The organism is Xanthomonas sp. CFBP 8443 (genome assembly GCF_025666195.1).
Lineage (GTDB): Bacteria > Pseudomonadota > Gammaproteobacteria > Xanthomonadales > Xanthomonadaceae > Xanthomonas_A.
Map to the genome: position 1 here is coordinate 476,416 of NZ_CP102592.1, position 18,261 is coordinate 494,676.

Below are 18,261 nucleotides of genomic sequence, written 5' to 3' on the forward strand. Positions count from 1 at the left end.
GCTTACTTGTCGCTGCTGCGCGCCAGCTTGGCGATGATCCAGCCGGTGGCGAAGGCCACGCCGAACGAAGCCAGCGGACGCTCGCGGATCAGCTCGGCGGCGCTGTCGACCAGGTCGCGGCCCTTGTCCAGCAGCACGTCGACCTGCTCCTTGGCGGCGGCACCGCCGAACTCGGCAGCGGCCAGGCCGGACAGCGCGCTGTCGGACAGTTCGGACTTGATGTTGGCCTTGCCCAGCTTCAGCTCCTCGCCCGCCGCGCCGGCGGCGCCCTTGATCGCGTCGCCCGCGTAGCTGGCGGCCGACTTCAGGTGCGAACCGGCTTCGCTGAGGTTGTCCTTGAGGTTTTCGGTATTGGTGGGGCTGGTATTCATCGGGTATCTCCTGAGGGATGTGGGGCTACCGTCCGCTGCGCACGGACGCTTCGCGGATCGCGGGCGACAGCAATACCATCGGCGTGGTGTACGGCTTGTTAGGCTTGGCCGGTCCACAGTGTCGCCGCTCGCACGGCGCGCGACCAGAGGAGGAACGCAATGCGTGCTTACGGCAGGAAGGGCGGCCGCTCGGGCGTGGTCGCCTACGACATCGGCCCGGACTGGATCGTGCTGCGCTTCGTCGACGGCGGCACCTACCGCTACGACCATCGCCACCCCGGGCCCTACCACGTGGCGGAGATGCAGCGCCTGGCCGAGGCCGGGCGCGGCCTCAGCACCTATCTCAACCAGCACGTGCGCGACGACTACGCCGCGCGCCTGGAGTGAGCGCGGCCCCCGGCGGCGCGGCTCACTGCATCAACAGGTCGGCCTGCGCGCCGCCGCGGATCACCCGCAGCACCAGTTGCGCCGGCTTGCGCGCGAAGTTGGCGCGGTAGCTGGCCAGGTCGGCGAACTCGCCGGTGGACGCGGCCACCACGACGTCGCCGCCGGCCAGGCCGTTGCGCGCCGCGCGGCTGCCGCGCGCCACGCTGCCGACCAGCACGCCGTTGATGCCGGACTGGCGCAGCGACTCGGGCAGGTCGGTGAAGGTGGCGCCGGTCAGGCGCGGGTCCAGCGATTCGCCGCTCACCGCGCGCGGCTGTTCCTTCAGCGTGGCCTTGATCTGCAGCGGCTTACCGTCGCGGCGCACGTCCAGCGTCACCGTGCTGCCCACCGGCTGCAGGCCTTCGTAGTTGTGCAGCGCCTCGGCGCTGTCCAGCCGCTCGCCGTTGGCGCCGACCACCACGTCGCCGGGCTGCAGGCCCGCGCTGGCGGCGGTCGAACCGGCCAGCACCCGCGTCACCAGCGCCCCGCGCGCCGCGTCCAGGCCCAGCCCCTGCGCCATCTGCGCGGTCAGGTTCTGGGTCTCGATGCCGAAGGTGCCGCGGATCATCACCCCGTTGTTCTTCAGCAGCTGATCGACCACCGCCCGCGCCAGGTTCGACGGGATCGCCAGGCCCAGGCCGATGTTGCCGGCCATGCTGCCCTGCGGGTTGAAGCTGGCGGTGTTGATGCCGACCAGCTCGCCGTGCAGGTCGACCAGCGCGCCGCCGGAGTTGCCCGGGTTGATCGAGGCGTCGGTCTGGATGAAGTTCTGGTAGCCCAGGCCGCGGATGCCGTTGCGGCCCATCGCCGAGACGATGCCCGAGGTCACCGTCTGGGTGAAGCCGAACGGGTTGCCGATCGCCACCACGAAGTCGCCCACCCGCAGCTTGCTGCTGTCGCCCAGGCGGATCTCGGTAAGCTTGTCGGCCTTGATCCGGATCAGCGCCACGTCGGTGTCCGCGTCCGAGCCCATGAACTCGGCCTTGAAGCTGCGCCCGTCGGCCAGGGTCACCTGCACGTCGTCGGCGTTCTCCACCACGTGGTGGTTGGTCAGCACGTAGCCGTTCTTGGCATCGATGATCACGCCCGAGCCCAGCGACTCGTTGATGCGCTCCTGCGGGATGTCCGGGAACAGGCGGCGGAAGAACGGGTCGTTGAAGTACGGATTGCGCACCCGCACCACCTGCTTGGTGTTGATGCTGACCACCGCCGGCATGGTCTGCTGCAGCATCGGCGCCAGCGACGGCAACGGCTGCCCGGCCACCGAGGCCGGCAACGCCGCGCTGCCGGCCAGGGTCTGCGCCACCGGCGCGGCGGGGGCCGGCGCCGCCTCGGCGCGGTTGTCCAGGTGCGCGTTGATCGCGGTGGCGGCGAAACCGCCGAAAGCGGCGGCGGCGGTCAGGGTCAGCAGCGTGGGCAGCGGGCGCATGGGTCGGGTTCCGGGATGACGCGGCGAAGGACGCAGGGCAGATGGGCGCCAGGGCGCATAAATCAAGATGAACGAGCGGCGTTTAACCGCCAGTGAAAGGGCGGCGCGGCGAACCCCGCGGCAGGTACGGCGATGCCGCCCGGCCCCGGTTCTGACGTTGACAGCCGGCCGGCCCAGGGTTAGCGTGGGCACTTCGTTTTGCCACTACATGTAGCGGTGAGGCGGAAAAGCAACCCAACTACTGGGGTTTTCGCTGGGGTGCAACCCCAGGGGGCGCACGCAGTGACGCAGGGCGTGAACGTGAAACGGGCGGTCGAACGCCCTACGCATTCCCATTCGGCCGAAGGGCGGCGCCGTGCGCGCTGCCGCGGCTGTCGTCGTCGCGCAGCGCAAACCGCATACAAATGAGAGACACGGCGGACGGCCACCCCCATCCGCCCCATCGGGACAGGTTCGAGGAGAACAGAAAAGAATGAGCACGGTGCGCCTGGAAGTCGTCCAGACCGAGTCCAAGCAGAACCCCATCCCGATGCAGCCCGCGTCGCAGGATATCTGGGACAAGAAGTATCGCCTGAAGACCAAGCAGGGCGAGCCGCTGGATGCCGACATCGACGGCACCTACCAGCGCGTGGCGCGCGCGCTGGCCGATGCCGAGGCCACCGAGGAAAAGCGCGCCTACTGGTTCGAACGCTTCGCCTGGGCGCTGCGCCGCGGCGCGATCCCGGCCGGGCGCATCACCTCCAACGCCGGCGCGCTGGAACACAAGCCGGCCACCAGCACCATCAACTGCACCGTGTCGGGCACCATCACCGACTCGATGGACGGCATCCTGGAGAAGGTCCACGAAGCCGGCCTGACCCTCAAGGCCGGCTGCGGCATCGGCTACGAATTCAGCACGCTGCGCCCGCGCGGCGCGTTCGTGGCCGGCGCCGGCGCCTACACCTCCGGGCCGATGTCGTTCATGGATATCTTCGACAAGATGTGCTTCACCGTGTCCTCGGCCGGCGGCCGCCGCGGCGCGCAGATGGGCACCTTCGACGTGTCGCACCCGGACGTGAAGGACTTCATCCGCGCCAAGCGCGAGGACGGGCGCCTGCGCCAGTTCAACCTGTCGCTGCTGATCACCGATGGCTTCATGCAGGCGGTGGAGAACGACGCCGACTGGCCGCTGGTGTTCCCGGTCAACCGCAAGGAAGAGGGCGACATCGACCTGGCCGACGCCAACGCCGTGGTCTGGCGCGACTGGCCCACCCACAGCAACTACATCGTCCGCGACGACGGCCTGGTCGCGTGCAAGGTGTACGGGCAGATCCGCGCCCGCCACCTGTGGGACATGATCATGGTCTCCACCTACGACTACGCCGAGCCGGGCTTCATCCTGATCGACCGCGTCAACGAGATGAACAACAACTGGTGGTGCGAGAACATCCGCGCCACCAACCCCTGCGGCGAGCAGCCGCTGCCGCCGTACGGCGCCTGCCTGCTGGGCTCGATCAACCTCACCAACTTCGTGCGCGACCCGTTCACCGCGCAGGCGCGCTTCGACTGGGAGGAATACAAGGAAGTGGTGCGCGTGTTCACCCGCATGCTCGACAACGTGGTCGAGGTCAACGGCCTGCCGCTGCAGCAGCAGCGCGACGAGATCCTGCGCAAGCGCCGCCACGGCATGGGCTTCCTCGGCCTGGGCTCGACCATGACCATGCTGCAGATGAAGTACGGCAGCCCGGCCTCGTGCGAGTTCACCGAAGCCATCTCCCGCGAGATGGCCGTGGCCGGCTGGGAAACCGCGCTGACCCTGGCCAAGGAAAAGGGCCCGGCCCCGATCATGCAGGAGACCTTCGAGGTCACCGCCGCGATGCTGCGCCAGCGCCCGGAAATGGCCAAGGACGGCTGGCGCGTGGGCCAGCAGATCGAAGGCAGGCTGCTGCACGCCAAGTACAGCCGCTACATGCAGCGCATCGCCGAAGTGGCGCCGGAACTGGTGGACGAGCTGGCCGAAGTGGGCGCGCGCTTCACCCACCACAGCTCCATCGCCCCCACCGGCACCATCTCGCTGAGCCTGGCCAACAATGCCTCCAACGGCATCGAGCCCAGCTTCGCCCACCACTACAGCCGCAACGTGATCCGCGAAGGCAAGAAGTCCAAGGAGAAGGTGGACGTGTTCTCCTTCGAACTGCTGGCCTACCGCCACCTGGTCAACCCCAAGGCGATGCCGTTCGCCGAGGCCGCCGACGCGCAGCTGCCGGACTACTTCATCTCCGCCGACGACATCCACCCCAAGGAACACGTGGACGTGCAGGCCGCGGCGCAGAAGTGGGTGGACAGCTCCATCTCCAAGACCGCCAACGTCCCCACCGACTACCCCTACGAGCAGTTCAAGGACATCTACCGCTACGCGCACCAGCAGGGGTTGAAGGGCTGCACCACGTTCCGTTTCAACCCGGCCGCCTTCCAGGGCGTGCTGGTCAAGGAAGCGGACCTGGAGAACACCACCTACCGCTTCGAACTGGAAGACGGCAGCGTGGTCGAGGCGAAGGGCAACGAGCAGATCGAGTACGACGGCGAAATGCACACCGCCGCCAACCTGTTCGACGCGCTCAAAGAAGGGTATTACGGCAAGTTCTGATGCCGCGTTTTTGCTCCCTGCGTGCCGGCGCAGGGAGTGGCCGCGGTAGGCGAAACCGGGAAGGCGGCACGCCGTCCTTCCCCAACGCTTCCCTACCGCGCATCGTTTGTCGCCACATCCGGTTCCACGCTTCGCTGCAATCGGTATAGCATCGCCCGCGTTACATAAACACTGACACCCTGAGGAGGGTTTTTTATGAGCAACGGTAATGGTGTGACGGCGACGCTGACGCAAGTCGCCGAAAACGTGAAAGAAACCGCCAGCAACATGGGCGAAGCGATCGCCGCCACCGCCAGCGACGCCGTCGCCAGCGTCAAGCAGACCGCCGAGAACGTGCAAAAGCGCGTGCAGGACCAGGTCGCCAAGACCCGCAAGGCGGTCAAGAAGGCCGAGAAGGCCGTCGCCAAGCGCGCGGAGAAGGCCGGCAAGTCGGTGAAGAAGACCGTCGCCAACGCGCGCAAGAAGCTGGAAGCGGCCAAGGCCAACGCCCAGTCCGAAGCCGCCGCGCTGAAGAAGGCCGGCAAGAAGACCGCCAAGAAGGCCACCGCCAAGAAGGCCGCGGGCAAGACCGCCGCCAAGAAGACCGCGACCAAGAAAGCCGTCGGCAAGAAGACCGCCGTCAAGAAGGCGGCAGTGAAGAAGGCCGCAGTGAAGAAGGCCCCGGCCAAGAAGGCCGCGCCGAAGAAGGCCGCCAAGAAGGTCGCCGCGAAGAAGACCGTCGCCAAGAAGTCGGTGGCCGCCAAGAAGGCCCCGGCCAAGAAGAGCGTCGGCGCCCGCAAGGCCGTCGCCAAGAAGGCAGTGAAGAAGGTCGCCAAGGCCGCCAAGAAGAGCACCGCCAAGGTCGCCAAGAAGGCCACTGCGGTGAAGAAGACCGCCGTGCGCAAGAGCGCCGGCAAGAAGGCCGCGGCCACCCGCGCCCGCAAGTAAGCCGTCCCACGCTGCACCCTCTCTCCCGTGCGCGGGAGAGAGGCCAGGGTGAGGGACGCGCACCCTAACAAGACACGCACACCAGGAACGCATCATGGCCGTCAAGATCGACAAGAAAATCAAGGGCTACGCCGTCGTCACCGCCGAAGACAAAGCGCGCGACGCCGCACCGCCCGTGCCCGCCGCGTCGATCGACCGCGCCACCGCCGAGGCCGAAGTGCCGGTGGACAACATCATCCACATGCACGAGCGCATCGAGCGCCCGGATGTGCTGATCGGCAGCACCTACAAGATCAAATCGCCGTTGGTGGAACACGCCATGTACGTGACCCTCAACGACATCGTGCTCAACGCCGGCACCGAGCACGAACTGCGCCGCCCGTTCGAGATCTTCGTCAACTCCAAGTCCATGGAACACTTCCAGTGGATCGTGGCGCTGACCCGCATCATGTCCGCCGTGTTCCGCAAGGGCGGCGACGTCACCTTCCTGGTCGACGAGATGAAGGCCGTGTTCGACCCCAAGGGCGGCTACTTCAAGGCCGGCGGCGTGTACATGCCCTCGCTGGTGGCCGAACTGGGCAGCATCGTCGAAGAGCACATGAAGTCCATCGGCCTGCTGCACGACCCGGAGATGAGCGACCACCAGCGCGCGCTGATCAACGAAAAGCGCAAGCAGTACGAAGAGCGCTCAAAAAAAAACAGTGAAGTGAAGCCGGCCGCGCCTGCTCCTGCGGGAGAAGGTGCCCGAAGGGCGGATGAGGGGACGGTCGTCGCCAACTCCACCGCCGACCACGAAGAGGACATCGCCGTCACCGGCGACGGCGCGAGTTTCCCGCCGTCGGCCACGATGTGCCACAAGTGCAACACCAAGGCCCTGGTGATCATGGACGGGTGTGCTACTTGTTTGAATTGTGGGTATTCGAAGTGCGGGTGAGGTGGGAGAAAATCGGTGGCATTGATGGAAGGTATGCGGATAGGCATAAGACGCTAATTGGATAGGCATAAGCGGCTAGGGCGATAGGCATAAACCGCTACACCTTGTGTGTCAGAAAGAGGGGCTCCCTCGGAGCCGGGGCGGGGGGGTTACACGGACGAGGCGAAAAGCCGACTTGGCCGACATCTCCCATTCGTAACTACTCTGTTCCCGCTGGCATGGCGTAGTCTATGCCGGCGGGAAGGGGTAAGGCGCAGGAGCTGGTTTGAAAGCGAAGGAAAGAAAACGGCCCATCTCTTTAATCAGCGGCGTAGTAGCGCGCTCTCGAGAGGGCCGGAAGAATACGGAGACCGAGCGCCAGCTGCGGGCGCACCAATATCGCCAAGGGCTCAGCAATGCGCTGTTGCAGGCCCGCACGAAAGTATCGACTTCGGGTGTTGGTGGTTTCTTTGAGGAAATGCGTCGCTTAACCACGTTCGAGAACAAGCGATTCGCACGTATTCCGATCGGCTACTCTTATCTCACGTTGCTCCAGTCCACAGAGCCTAGATCGCTGAAGTTTGAGATCCACTGGCTCTCATGGCGACTGCTCGCTGAACGTGACCTTCTCAGCTTGTTTCTTGCTAAAAAGCAGGAGATTGAGCGACTGATCGTTATCGGCAGCTTCGCGCAAGCGTTAGCCGAGGTTGAAGCTGTAGAAGGCCTGGCTGGAGTTTCGCTTTGGTCAATGAGCCTCACCGTCGCTTTGCTTCAGGAACTGGGCGGTGACGATGCTCAGAAGGAATATGCGTCCAAGATTCGGGCGCGGTTTAGAAAGGCCGTCCTTCCTGTTTGTGTTCGACATCTGTCGCAGCGCGCAGAGAAGTCCGTTCCTATTGGCTGGTATGTCGAGAACACGGCTCGACGGCTGGTAAACCGTGAGCGCGCGGACATTCAGGTCTACCTGCAGTACAGACTGGCCGGCGCTTGGCCCAGCGCTGAGCGAGAGTTAGCGGCAATTCTCAGGGTTGAACAGAACCATCATGTGTTTGATATGTATGAGACGTTCATTGCCGCGCTGCAGCGCTTGACAGTAACCTCCCCTAACATCGGCGTGCGGCAGCGCGTAGAAGACGCCGTATCCCGCTTGGGGGAATTCAATGACTTCAGGCTGGATAAGCTCGCGGCGGCACTAGGCCTTGGATTTGGGATGCCCAACTGTGAAGTCCTGGACAGCCGGGCGCTGGATCTCGCGCTACTGGGTCAGTACCGGCCTGCATACAGGGAAGCTGCCACTAGGTCCTCGCCCCCTATCAGTCGCTCCATCGCAACTGCGCTGGTAAGGAGCCTTCTGCAGTCGGTAATGCATCCGTGCAAATGGAGGCCAAGAGATGAGGCGGCAGGACTGGAGCTGAGGGTCTCCAAGGCCCTTGCAATCCAGTCCGAACCATTCCGCCTAATTGGTTCCGCGGATTCAGCGGACCTGGCATGGAAGATGGGCGCAGTCTACTCAGGGCTGCCGTTCGCGCAAGCGACGTTGGAGCTATATGAGGCGCAACGTTCGAGCACTCCGCAGGTCTACCTGAGAAATCTCAAGTTGGCAGCGCTCAACTGCCAGCACATCTCTTTGCTGGATGTGGTCTCGAACGCAGCCTCGCCAACCGTCGCGCGGCAGTACCTAGACAAGTTGAGCCTGTCTCCGACTCGCGGCTGGGCCATGATGATGCTGGACCGCCAAAGCACAAGTGATGACTCTCTTGAAGATCATGCTCTAGCATTCGCGCGTGGCTGTGCTAGTTACAACGCCGGGAAATACGAGGAGGTTGGCGTTCGGATCGCAGAATCGCTGAGGTCACCCGTTCAAATGATGGCGCGAACCTCGGCAATGATTGCGCTATCGGCCTACGGCGTGACCGGAGATTTGAGAAGCGCGGTGAACCTCCTGAGTCGAGAACTGTCCGTTGTGGGCCGGAAGCCGGATTCGCTCCCCATCCAACTCGTCTTTGAGGGCATTCCATGGAGGGAGATGGCACCCCTTGCCGAGCGTGTGGCGCTTTCCAATGCGCTTGCAGCACTTGGCGAGATTGATACGACGGATAAGACCCGCACCAACAGGATCTTCGCGCTTCAGAAGGTACTCGCCGCGCACGGCGTTGACCGCCCATCCTTGCTGCCGCATTCGTTGAAGGACGTCGAGCCGGAAGAGGTCGTCTACTTTTTGAGAAACGCTTGTAGCACGGACGTCCTGGACATGCTTAGAACGCTACCCAGCTCAAAAGCGGTACTTGAGGAGCGGCGCGACATCTACGCGAGGCTCGTCCAGCTAGACCCAATCAATGCTAACGAGTACAAGTATCAGCTCGCTACTATCTCAAAGGAGATTCGTGTCAACCAGGGGTTGAAGACAATTGACGCCAGCAGGGTCCACGTGGACACCCCGGCGCTCAGATCGATTCTCCGTCGCGATTTGGCGGACAGTTTCAATCGGTATCTTCAGTTGAGTAAGGATGGAGAGTCGCCGGCTGAAACCTTCGACTCACTCTTACGGGAACTGGCGAAGCCGGAGCTCGCCGCGAGGCTCTGGTTGACTGTGCAGGAGAGCGAAGCGGACGAACTGCTGATCTCAATGGTCAATGTCGCAAAGGCGAGATTTCTCTTCGATGTGCCCCATGGGCTCGACAGCTACCTAAGCAAGCGCATCAGACACGGATCCATTGTTGGCTATTTGCGCGCGCCGGTGGAGGCTGAGGCACTGATCACTCAGCAGCACTCTGATGGCCGCTATAAGGAGAACACCCGATGGGAAAGGGCCATCGCGCAATCTCGAAATCCCCTCGAGCTGCAAGCCGCCTTTCTTGGGTTTACTCGCGCCTATGACAGTCAGTTGTTGCGACTGAAGGACGTTCTGCTTCATGTCAGAACTGAGGAGAAGCCAAGGGGCATATTTGACCCCCGAATGGGCCCTGCACACTATCGGCTGTTTCGCGCTGTGGCCAGGACTGATACGACCATCGAAACCTTTCTGGATACCGTGCTCAGCAGCCTGCGCGGGCTGCTCAATCCGTCCCTTGAGGTGGCGTGCGACCTGATAGCGAAGGAAACATCTAATCACTTCGGGACGCTGTTCGCGCAACTGAAGAAAGCTGTAGAGGCCAACGTTGATCTCGGGCAGGATCGGACCGACCTATTGAAAGCCGTTAATCAGGCTTCAAGCGAAGTGCAGCGCGCAATAACAACGGTGGCGGATTGGTTCGCGCCTATCGAGGTTGAGGATGTGCGTTTCTCCATGGAAGATGTTTGCGATATTGCAAAAACCTACGTGCAATCGTTGACTCCTGGCTTCAACCCATCTGTAACCGTGAGCGACAAGTCGGGGCTTGCGTTTAACGTTCAACAACTTCCATTCATGCAGGACATCATGCTGGTTGCGATCGATAACGTTGCCAAGCGATCCAACATGAAGGAGCCGAAGATTCATATCGCTTCAGACTACAGTGCCGAAGCGAGCGTGCTCACCCTAGAAATATCGAACGAAGCCGTGTTCCCCGGAGGGATCGCAGGAGGTAGGGTTCGCGTGTCGGAGGTTCAACCAAGGTTGAACGATCCCGATTATCTGGCGCGGGCCAGGCAAGACAAAGATTCCGGAATTCCAAAACTTGCAAGCATTGTTTCTCAGTCTGAGCATGGGCGCTTGAGCATAGAGATCAGGGACGACGGGCAGTTCTATTTAAACCTGGCGCTATCCATCCATCAGGAGGAGCCGAAAGATGCTAATCCTAATAGCGGATGATGAGAGCCCAAAGCTGTCAAGTATTCGAAGCTGGCTGGAAGTGTTTGCTCCGTACGCCAAGATCATCGTGTCCAGATCGGTCCGAACAACGATCGATGCGCTCATAGAGCAAGGCCCCAGCATTGTCATACTCGACATGTCGCTCCCGACGTTTGACGTCGGGGCGGGCGAGAGTGGCGGGCGGCCGCAGGGATTCGGAGGCATGGAAGTGCTGCGACACGTCGATTTCCATGGACTTTCGCCCAAGGTCATCGTCGTCACGCAGTACGAAGCCTTCCACGATAAGGGCAAGCAAGTGGATCTGACGGAACTCGCTACGACGTTGAGAAGCGAACACAGTGGGGTCTTCGTTGACTGCGTCTACTACAATGCCGTGAGCGACGACTGGAAGGTGAAGCTCGGCGCCTGTCTCCAAGAGCTAATGGTGGCCTAATGCGAATTTTGCTGGTGGATGACAACTCGCGCCGCGTTGCAAAAGCGGTGAGGAGCCTCGTGGAAAGTGGTCGAATTGGGCATGACGACATCGTTAATGCGCGTTGCACGGCGGAAGCTGCATCGTTTATGCAGGACGAGAAGTTCGACCTGCTTTTGATTGACCTTATGATCCCGGGAAGATTGAGCGATGACCCTGATGTCAAACACTCGCTGCAACTGCTCGGTGAGATAAATGACGGGGGGGCGCTGCGCAAGCCAAGAAAGATTATTGGCTTGACCGAGTATGATGCCGCGGCAAGCGAAGCTGCGGAAACGTTCCGACAAGATGCTTGGCACCTGTTAATCACCAGTGATCTCCGTGATGATTGGCTCGATACCATCGTTCGGTGCATCGACTACATCACAGAAGAGCAGTCTCAACGAGAGTCGTCAAATTACTTGACGGACATCCTCGTGGTGGCCGCGATGAAATCCGAACTTGAGGCGATCCACGAGCTGCAATGGAATTGGAAGGCCCCAGAGCCGGCAGATGACAACACGTTCGTTGTGCCAGGGCGAATTGATGTTGCGGGCAGGTCATACTCTGTCGTTTCTGCCCATGCGGAGCGCATGGGCATGGTGTCCGCGGCCGTACTGGCGTCGAAACTGATCAGCATCTACAGGCCTCGCGTCTGCGTGATGCCGGGTATTTGTGCGGGCGTTCCTGGACGGGCCGAGATCGGCGACGTTGTTTTCGCGGACTGCAGTTGGGATTATCAGAGTGGGAAACACGCCGTCTCCGAGCAGGGTGGTTCAATCTTCCTGAGCGCTCCGCACCAGATCGCCGTTGATGTGCGAATTCCGCCCCGAGTTGATCAGTTGGGAACAGATGCTGATGCCTTGTACTCGATCTGGAAAAAGTGGCCAAATCGTCCCAAGAATCCATTTCGGGTTGTGCGAGGGCCGATGGGCTGCGGCTCGGCGGTGCTTGCCGATAGCGGAGTAGTCGAGCGGGTGGAGGTGCAGAACAGGAAGTTGCGTGCCATTGAGATGGAATCTTACGGACTGCTTTTGGCGGCAAATTACGCCGCGAGTCCGCGCCCGCTCTGCATAGTGGCTAAGAGTGTCTGTGACTTTGCAGATAGCAATAAGGGGGACGACCATCAGGCCTATGCCTGTTTCACAAGCGCACGGGCGATTGATCTATTTCTTACCAGGTTCATGGCCGATTTTGTGGATAGCCAGGTAACCGGGTCAGGTTCACCTTCAAGGCGATAAGGCTTGATGTCGGCATCAAGCCTTGATGCCGAGTTTGGTTTAGATGTCGGTGTTAGAGTAGATTTTCCACGCGGGCATAGCTTGCGTCGTCTACAAATCTCGTTGACGCCGGCCTTGTCAAAGAGGAGGATTGAATCGCCGCGTTAAAATTACGCAGCCGGGCTTGGCAGCCCGATCACTCAGGCGCACCAGCGCCCATCTTCGATGCCCGGCGCTTTTTTGTTGCCCGGCGTTACCGTGGGCGATAGCTCCCACGCTTCATGGCGGGCGGTACGTGGAGGCCGCAAGGCCTGCCGGTCCCTGAGTCCGGTCTGCCAACCCGTATCGTCCGCCACCTTGCTTGGCAGCAGGGAAAGCGGACTCCTCTTAACTCAGGAGTCATCTATGTCCCGCAAAGCAGCCGCACCTCAAAGCACTTCTGTTTCCCGTCGCTGCACCCGCAAGTCAGCAAACCCGTTCGAAGCGGCTGCCACCTCACAGATGCTAGGGTTATCCCTCGGCAACCTGTCGCGCACAACGCTGTTCAATCCGGTTCCAACGGAAGACGAACTGCCACCCAGGCGTTCGCACAGCCCGCGCTGCCCTAGGCAATGCACGGTGGGCTATGTCTGCCAGGACGTGTTGATAGACGGCCGTCGGCAGAGCCGGCGCACTCCCACCCTGCGCCTGAGCGGCCAGTGGCTGGCGGAACTAGGATTTGCGCCAGGCAGCAAGCCCCACATCGCCATCGTCGATGGCGCGCTGGTGATCACGCCCACGGTATAACTCTGTGCCGTCGTCGCTCCGGCGCGCGCTCCTGGCAATCGCGGCTCCTGGCCTTGCGCCATGTGGGCGGCTGCGCCGCGATGGGCAGCGCCCTGCGACCGGTGCTGGTGCAGGAAACGGCAGTTCGCTGGCCCCATTGCGCGGACATGGTGCGCGCTAGCGCTGCCGAATGACGGCAAGCGCTTGGCGCAAGACCACATCGTCGGCACTGGTGACCGGCGGCCGGTCGATCTGAAAATCGGGTCGCACGCCCGAGACGTCGTCCTTGCCATTGGGACGCACGAAGTGACTCTTGGGGTACGTGACCGGGAGCTTCGTCCCAGGCAGCGTGAAGCGCTGGACCGACGCGTAATTCGAGGCCACGTCGGCGGTCTCCTCGCCGATGACCTTGCCGAAACCATAATCCTGCACGAGCGCGGCGACGGAGGCTGCGTTCGAATAGCTGTGACGGTTCACTAGGATCCACACACGCCCTTGGTAACGCGGGGCGGGACGCGGTTGGACGAGGGGAAGGTCGTAGCGGTAGCGGGTGCCGTTGGGCTGGTGCGTCTCGGCTTCCATCTGCCGTGCGAAATCGGGATCGATTGGCGCATGGGTGGCCCGCAGGCGCGCGTAGTCCGCCTTGGTCGTCGCACTCGCCTTGAGCATGAAGGAGGACGCAAAGCGGAAGGGACGGGTGGCGAACCAGGCGACCATCGGGTCGCTGAAGCTATTGTCCCCGCCGGGATTGTCGCGCAGGTCGATGATGAGGTCGTCGGCACCGCCAGCCAGGAGCTTGCGGAAACTGTCGTCGATGAATGCCAGGAACGCCGTCGCCTGATAGGTGGGGGACGCGGCGTCGGCGCCCGGTTCGCCGTTGAAGAACGGGCCGGGACGCAGGTAGGCGACGCCACCTTCCAATGTCCTGTAGTCGCGGGTGGAGAAATCGGTCGCAAGGCCGGGGTTCGGATACATGGCGTCCAACGCCTTGCGTTGCTCCAGGGTCACTGCCGGCACGGGAACGGTCACGGATTGGCCGGCAACCGTCGCCGTGACCGTGACCGAGGCGACCGCGCCGCGGTCGAGCCACAACAGCGCCGGAAGGCTTTCTTCCATTTGTGCGAAGGCCATGTAGGGACGCTCTGCAGACACATAGGCCGACAGCCGCTCCAGGACGGCATGGACCGGCTGGCCGTCGATGGCGGTGATCTCTACGCCCGCGCGTAGTGTGCCGCTGGCCTCCGCCGCTTCGGTCAACAGGACCTTGTCGCCATCGACACGCGCGAACAGCGGCAGCAAGGTGCCGCCGTTCTGCACATGCGCCACGAAGGCAACGATGGGTGCATCGATCCGGGCGTGCCCGATCCGCCCGTATGCCACGAACTTCTGGAACAGCGTGGCTACCGCGACCGGCGCCATGGGGCCGCGGATCGATGCCGCCATCGTGCGGTAGGCCCTGTCGTAGTCCGCCTTGGGGCGGTGTGCGTAGAGATCGAAATGCGCCTCGCGCAAGGTCCGGTACAGGACCGCAAAATCCGCGCGCACGACGTCCGCTGCGACCTCCGCCGAGGGCGCTGGTTCCGGAGCCGCCGCCGCCGCATCGACGCAGACGGGCGGCGACATGCAGGCGATGGCCGCTAACAGAACAAGCAGGACTCTGACGTTCATCGTATTCGCTCGGTGGGTGATCGGGCGCGCGCGGGCCAAAGGGCGAGGCAACTGACTGGCTGCGTTGGCCTTCGCCAATGCTGTCGCGAGGGTAGCATCGCGATGCAGACAGCTTCGCTGCGTGGGCCGCAGAGGGCGGGCTCCTTCAACTCAGGAGCACTCGCAGGTGTGTCGCTTAGAGGTTTCCCGGCGGGAAATTGGCCTGGGTAGCGCCGTCGGCGACCGGCATCACGATGAACTTCTCTGCCGCCGGAAGCTTGCGCTTGTCGATCCAGTCCGCGGTTACGTCGAACAGGCGCGCGGCGTAGGTCTTCGCCTTGCCGTCGGGCGTGGCGATGGTTTCGATCAGGCCGTGGTCGGCGTTCGGGAACACGACCACGGCGAGATCGCGCCGGCGTTGCTGCAGTTGCCGGAGCAGTGCCTGGGTGACGGCGTTCGGCGCCTGGCGGTCGCGGCCGCCGAGCAGCCAGAGCTGGCGCGGGGCGATCGTCTCGATCACGGGCAGCGGTTCGTAGCCGAAGGTGAGGCCTTGCGCGAGCGCGGGGCCGTTGGCCTGGATGTCGGCGCTGGAGAGCGTCAGGAACAGGCCGGTGTAGGAGCGCGGCTGGATGGCGTTGCGCCACGGCGCGTCGGCGTGCCTGGCCTTGAACGCCTCCAGTTCCCTGAACCCCTCGCGCATGTTCGAGCGCACGATGCGTGCGGTGATGTCGGTCAGTTCCCTGGCCTGGGCCACCGCGTCGTCGTCGAATCCCGCGCGACGCACTTGCTGTTCCACCAGTGCGCGGTCCTGCGCGATGGGCCCTTCCGCCATCGCGAACGCGGGCACCACGAAGTCCAGCGGGACCAGGGTGGCGGTCAGCGGCGCCACCCAGCCGCCCTGGCTGCCGCCGATCACCCCGACCCGCCGCACGCGCGGCGCGAGCCGGCGGACTTCCTCGACCGCGGCCGCGGTGTCGCGTGCGCGCGCATGGAAATCCGAGGACGGGGCGCCGGTGGAGGCGCCGGTCCCGCGCTTGTCGTAGACGAAGACCGCCACGCCGCGGCGCGCCAGTTCGTATTGCCACACGTTGTCGTCGGTGCTGGGATCGTTGTTCGACCCCTCGATCCACACGGCCGCCGCCGTGGCGCGACCGCCGACCGGCAGCACGAGCTTGCCGTGCAGCGCGATGCCGTCGCTGCGGAAGGTGGTCTCCTGCTCGACCAGGCGCAGGCGGGTGCCGGTCGCGGTCGCCTCGCCTTGGGTCAGTTGCAGCGTGCCGGCGCGGCAGGGGGCGAAACGGATGTACAGAGCGTCGGCGCCGTAGCCGCCGCTGGCGTCAAGCCGCAAGGAGCCGAAGCGGCCGTTCGACAGGGTGTAGTGGAGTTCGCGCTGTTTCCCGCCGTCGCCGGTGATGGTCACCGACTGCCCCGCCGGCAGGGCGTACACGCCCAGCAGGCAGCGCAGGTCCGCGTCCAGGCGGGTGTGCGGCATCGCATCCAGCGGCGGCGCGGGCGTGGACGCGGACAGCGCCGCGCCGAGGAGTGCGGCCGTGATGAGTCCCAGCATGGTCGCGCCTTGTCGTATCGAAACCGCATCCTCGCAGGCGCGGTCGCGGTCGGCACAGTGCCGAAGGTCCGGAGGACGGTCGGGCGCGTTGGGTCTTCGCCAGGCAATGCGGCGGGGCGCATCGCGTATGGGTGGCGGGCGGCTACTTTCTGTTACGCATCTGTCTTATGCCGGATATTTCGGCGGCCAACTCGCTCCATCATAACGAGTGAGCGGCGGCTGCCACCTTGCTGCGCAGACCTAGCCGCGTGTCCAGCGCATAGCGTCCGCCGCCGCGCGCGGCCATGTACAGCGCAAGAGCGCCCATCAGGACCGGAAACTCGATGCCGCGGTCTAGCCAGGGCCACGTCGGCCCCAGTGCATAGCTGATCGCGGCCATCTGCAGAACGAGCAGCAGGGCGACCAGCCTGGTGCCGAAGCCGATCGCCAGCATCAGCGCACCGCCCGTCTCCAGCAGCATGACCAGAAACGCCAGCTGCGGCGCGAAGGGAAGGCCTAACACGTTCTGGATAAGGCCGATCGATCCGGCCATCGGGTCCTGCATCGATCCGTGCGGAATGCGCAGCGCCTTCGGTAGGCCGTGGGTGAAAAGCACTGTGGCGAAGACGATGCGCAGCAGGGCGTAAAGAGCGGGTTCGAGGCGCGCGACGCTTGCGCCCGCGGCGGACCAAGCGGCGCGCGGCGGCGATGGGGTACGGACGTTCATCGGGACTCCTTGAGGGAATGCGCGAGCGCTGATGCGACGTCATGCTGCCAAGGACGAGTGACGCACGTTGGCTGGACTTCGTCATCGTGGTTTTCGGCAGCAAGGTCGGCGGCGGACGTGCATGACCCGCCACCGCCTTTCCGTATCCGATGGCGTCACTTGCCCTTCGGCGACAAGCCCATCTTCTCCAGCGTCAGCGTCTCGTCGGCGCGGCCCCAGCCGCCGTCCGCGACTTCTTCGACGAGCACCATGCTGAAAGGACGCACCTCCTCGCCGAAGTACTCGACGAACATCGCCGTGGTGCGGTGGATGATCTCTTCCTTGCGGGCGTGGTCCAGGATTCCTTCCGGGAACTTGTAGTTGGCGAATGGCATGGTGATGCTCCGTTGGTGGTGAAACAGGATTGGAAAAATTCTGGGTACTCGCAGCGAAGGCACGGCACGCTGGTTGCGCCAGGCGCGTTGCTGATGCGCTGGACGCAAGCGTCAACCGGCCGCGGCCGACGTCGCAGCTGGCGCCAGCAAATCGCCCAACTCGATGCGGCGCAAGAACTCCGCACGGATACGGTCGGCCACTGCCGCGACCACTGCGCAGCCGTCGTCGGAAGGATCGACATGCACGCGGAACGGGCGGTGGCCGTAGGGCGCATTCACCACGTCGACGACTGCGCGCGCGACGCTGGCGGGGGCGGCATCGGGCGGCTCGCATGCGGCGAGGTTCTTCAGCGCGGTGTCGGCCAGGCCGCGGGTGGGGCCTGCGTCGTACGCGTGTTGGCGCGCGTCGTCCGCGGGTCTGCCGGCATGGGCGAAGTGGTTGGTGCCCTGGGTGAACGCACCGGGCACGACGATGGAGCTCTCGATGCCCCAGCGCGCCAGTTCCGCGGCGTAGCTGACCGCCAGCGCGTCCATCGCCGCCTTGGCCGCGAAGTAGGGCGCCAGGAACGGCGGCGTGCCGCCGCGGTGGCTGCTGCTGCCGATCCACAACAGCAGGCCTTTGCCTTGCGCGCGCAGCTGCGGCAGCGCGGCGCGATTGACCCGCTGCGCGCCGAGTACGTTGACGTCGTAGAGCTGGGCGAACTGCTCGGGGGTGAACGCCTCGGCGGCGCCGAACGCCATGTGTCCGGCGTTGTGCAGCAGCGCGTCGATGCGCCCTCGCTCGGCGACGATGCGCGCGATGGCCGCGTCGGCGGAGGCTTGCGATTGCACGTCCAACTCGATCGCGTGCAGCTGCACGCCGTGCTCGGTTGCGTAGGCCTTCGCGCGCCCCACTTGCGGTGCGTTGCGCCCGCCGGTGTCGCGCATGCTGGCGTAGACGATGTGGCCGGCGTCGGCGAGCGCGCGGGCGCTCATCGCACCGAAGCCGCTGGAGGTGCCGGTGACCAGGATCACTTGGCTCATGGGAGGAGTTCCTCGAACGGGGAGCG

Annotated in this window: 15 protein-coding genes; 8 read left to right on the forward strand and 7 right to left on the reverse strand. The window is 63.9% G+C overall.

Features of this window, described 5'->3' with window-relative positions; translation table 11 throughout:
• Positions 1–2: 2 nt before the first annotated feature.
• A complete protein-coding gene (locus tag NUG20_RS01910) occupies positions 3–371 on the reverse strand; it encodes a hypothetical protein (RefSeq protein WP_263396782.1) in 369 nt (122 codons plus the stop codon).
• Between the two features lie 159 nt (positions 372–530).
• Here NUG20_RS01910 and NUG20_RS01915 point away from each other — a divergent pair, with 159 nt between their 5' ends.
• Positions 531–758, forward strand: coding sequence for a hypothetical protein (locus NUG20_RS01915; protein WP_263396783.1), 228 nt, complete (start codon positions 531–533; stop codon positions 756–758).
• A gap of 22 nt (positions 759–780) precedes the next feature.
• Here the strand turns inward: NUG20_RS01915 and NUG20_RS01920 are convergent, their stop codons facing one another.
• Complete coding sequence (locus NUG20_RS01920) at positions 781–2,226, reverse strand: Do family serine endopeptidase (protein WP_263396784.1); 1,446 nt, start codon at positions 2,224–2,226, stop codon at positions 781–783.
• Between the two features lie 472 nt (positions 2,227–2,698).
• On the opposite strand from NUG20_RS01920, the gene NUG20_RS01925 reads away from it, so the two are divergent.
• From NUG20_RS01925 to NUG20_RS01955, 7 genes are all read left to right on the forward strand, one after another.
• The gene (locus tag NUG20_RS01925; RefSeq protein ID WP_263396785.1) at positions 2,699–4,852 is read left to right on the forward strand and encodes an adenosylcobalamin-dependent ribonucleoside-diphosphate reductase; all 2,154 of its coding nucleotides are present in this window, start codon (positions 2,699–2,701) and stop codon (positions 4,850–4,852) included.
• A 195-nt stretch (positions 4,853–5,047) separates the two neighbouring features.
• Complete coding sequence (locus NUG20_RS01930) at positions 5,048–5,779, forward strand: hypothetical protein (RefSeq protein WP_263396786.1); 732 nt, start codon at positions 5,048–5,050, stop codon at positions 5,777–5,779.
• 94 nt (positions 5,780–5,873) lie between these two features.
• A complete protein-coding gene (locus NUG20_RS01935; protein ID WP_263396787.1) occupies positions 5,874–6,713 on the forward strand; it encodes a TSCPD domain-containing protein in 840 nt (279 codons plus the stop codon).
• Positions 6,714–6,978: 265 nt separating this feature from the next.
• Entirely contained in the window at positions 6,979–10,482 is a 3,504-nt protein-coding gene (locus tag NUG20_RS01940; RefSeq protein WP_263396788.1) for a hypothetical protein, read from the forward strand.
• Complete coding sequence (locus tag NUG20_RS01945; RefSeq protein ID WP_263396789.1) at positions 10,460–10,915, forward strand: response regulator transcription factor; 456 nt, start codon at positions 10,460–10,462, stop codon at positions 10,913–10,915. The genes NUG20_RS01940 and NUG20_RS01945 overlap by 23 nt, the downstream gene beginning before the upstream one ends.
• On the forward strand, positions 10,915–12,174 hold the full coding sequence (locus tag NUG20_RS01950) for a phosphorylase family protein (RefSeq protein ID WP_263396790.1): 1,260 nt from the start codon (positions 10,915–10,917) through the stop codon (positions 12,172–12,174). Before NUG20_RS01945 ends, NUG20_RS01950 begins: the two co-directional genes overlap by 1 nt.
• A 384-nt stretch (positions 12,175–12,558) precedes the next feature.
• On the forward strand, positions 12,559–12,939 hold the full coding sequence (locus tag NUG20_RS01955) for a SymE family type I addiction module toxin (RefSeq protein WP_263396791.1): 381 nt from the start codon (positions 12,559–12,561) through the stop codon (positions 12,937–12,939).
• A gap of 156 nt (positions 12,940–13,095) precedes the next feature.
• On the opposite strand, the gene NUG20_RS01960 is transcribed toward NUG20_RS01955, so the two are convergent.
• From NUG20_RS01960 to NUG20_RS01980, 5 genes are all read right to left on the reverse strand, one after another.
• The gene (locus tag NUG20_RS01960; protein ID WP_263396792.1) at positions 13,096–14,586 is read right to left on the reverse strand and encodes a S41 family peptidase; all 1,491 of its coding nucleotides are present in this window, start codon (positions 14,584–14,586) and stop codon (positions 13,096–13,098) included.
• 175 nt (positions 14,587–14,761) lie between these two features.
• Positions 14,762–16,132 carry an alpha/beta hydrolase family protein gene (locus NUG20_RS01965; RefSeq protein WP_263396793.1) on the reverse strand — a complete coding sequence of 457 codons (1,371 nt, stop codon included), beginning with the start codon at positions 16,130–16,132 and terminating at the stop codon, positions 14,762–14,764.
• A 199-nt stretch (positions 16,133–16,331) separates the two neighbouring features.
• Positions 16,332–16,838, reverse strand: coding sequence for a DoxX family protein (locus tag NUG20_RS01970; RefSeq protein ID WP_263396794.1), 507 nt, complete (start codon positions 16,836–16,838; stop codon positions 16,332–16,334).
• A gap of 155 nt (positions 16,839–16,993) precedes the next feature.
• Positions 16,994–17,212, reverse strand: coding sequence for a tautomerase family protein (locus NUG20_RS01975; protein ID WP_263396795.1), 219 nt, complete (start codon positions 17,210–17,212; stop codon positions 16,994–16,996).
• A 111-nt stretch (positions 17,213–17,323) separates the two neighbouring features.
• Positions 17,324–18,235: an SDR family NAD(P)-dependent oxidoreductase gene (locus NUG20_RS01980; RefSeq protein ID WP_263396796.1), complete on the reverse strand. Its 912-nt coding sequence runs from the start codon at positions 18,233–18,235 to the stop codon at positions 17,324–17,326.
• Between the last annotated feature and the right edge of the window lie 26 nt (positions 18,236–18,261).